Here is a 1460-nt window from a genome sequence, read left to right as displayed (position 1 = left end):
ATTAAAAAATATTTCAAAAAATCATAACAATAAAAGAGAGCCTATAAAGAAAGAATCTCGGGGTAGTGGAGAGTATCCGTATTATGGTGCACAAGGAATTGGAAGTTATATTGATAAATATATTTTTGATGGAGAATATTTATTAGTTGCAGAAGATGGAGAAAATTTAAGAAGCAGAAAGAATGATATAGCGTTTTCTGTTAATGGAAAATTTTGGGTTAATAACCATGCTCATATTTTAAGTTTTGATAATTTTAAAATAGAACAAATAGTAAGAAATTATTTAAATATTTTACCGATAAGGGCTATTTCTGGAGTTGCCCAGCCAAAACTGAGTAAAGAAAATCTAGACAATATTAGAATTCCTAAAATTTTATTCAATAATGATTTCCAGATCAAAATAGAAAAAATCGTTAAAGAGGCTCACCAAAAACAAGCCCAATCAAAACAACTCTATCAACAAGCAGAACAATTATTATTAGAAGAATTGGACTTGGTGGATTATCAGCCACAGCATCAATTATCGTTTAGCACCACTAAAAATGACATAGTGGCAGCACAGCGCTTTGATAGTGAATATTTTCAACCTAAATACTTTGATATTATTAACAAAATTGAAAATTATTTAGGTGGGTTTGATGAAATTAAAAACATTGTTAATTGGAAAAAAGGTATTGAAGTCGGTACAGATGCTTACACAAAAGCAGGTAAAAACTTTGTAAGAGTTTCAGATGTTTCAGTTAACGGCATAGAAGCAGAAAATAGAAAAATATCAATTGCATTATTTACTAAAATTAAAGATAAATTTCAGCCAAAAAAAGGCGATATTTTATTTAGCAAAGATGGCACAATTGGTATTAGTTATGTGTTGAAAAGTGATATTGATGGTATTATAAGCAGTGCTTTTTTAAGATTAGCTTTAAAAGATGGTTATCAAAATTTTGAAAAAGAATGCTTAACTTTAATTTTAAATTCTATTATTTGTAAATTGCAAATAGAACAACTATCAGGTGGTGCAATTATTGCCCACTTAAAACCATCTGATTTTGAAAAATTTAAAATCCCACTAATAAAATCCTCAATTCAGACCAAAATTTCTAACAAGATAACCCAAAGCCATCAATTGCGAGCAGAAAGTAAAGAATTACTAGAATGCGCAAAACTCAAAGTAGAACAAGAGATAGAAAAACCCTTGGTGGCAATCAACAACCTAAATCCAAGCAATCTGCCAAGTAAAAAACCGAATGATTAAATATAAAGTGAACGACCCTGTAAACCAAATTGTGTAAACCCTCATATTTTATAATCCCTAAAAAGAAGAAAAAACATGAGTAATATAAGGCGAATTCAACCCATAAGTGCAACACTTCCATTTAAAAAACTAGTCTTTGCCAGTCATCTTGGCAAAGACCTCAAATGGGGTCTTATACCCCAAGCATTTTCTAGGTCTATTATTCATT

General features: G+C 29.9%; 1 protein-coding gene and 1 pseudogene. One reads left to right on the top strand and one right to left on the bottom strand.

Features of this window, described 5'->3' with window-relative positions:
- Positions 1 to 1252: restriction endonuclease subunit S (locus BAZSYMA_RS04450; protein ID WP_195910099.1), on the top strand; the 1252-nt coding region annotated here is incomplete at its 5' end.
- 95 nt (positions 1253 to 1347) lie between these two features.
- On the opposite strand, the pseudogene BAZSYMA_RS10655 reads toward BAZSYMA_RS04450, so the two are convergent.
- A pseudogene (locus BAZSYMA_RS10655) lies at positions 1348 to 1460 on the bottom strand (IS30 family transposase); the annotation flags it as partial.

Origin of the sequence: Bathymodiolus azoricus thioautotrophic gill symbiont (assembly GCF_001298715.1) — a bacterium.
Lineage (GTDB): Bacteria > Pseudomonadota > Gammaproteobacteria > PS1 > Pseudothioglobaceae > Thiodubiliella.
Note: the sequence above shows the minus strand (reverse complement) of the source record. Positions and strands in the feature narration are given on the sequence as shown.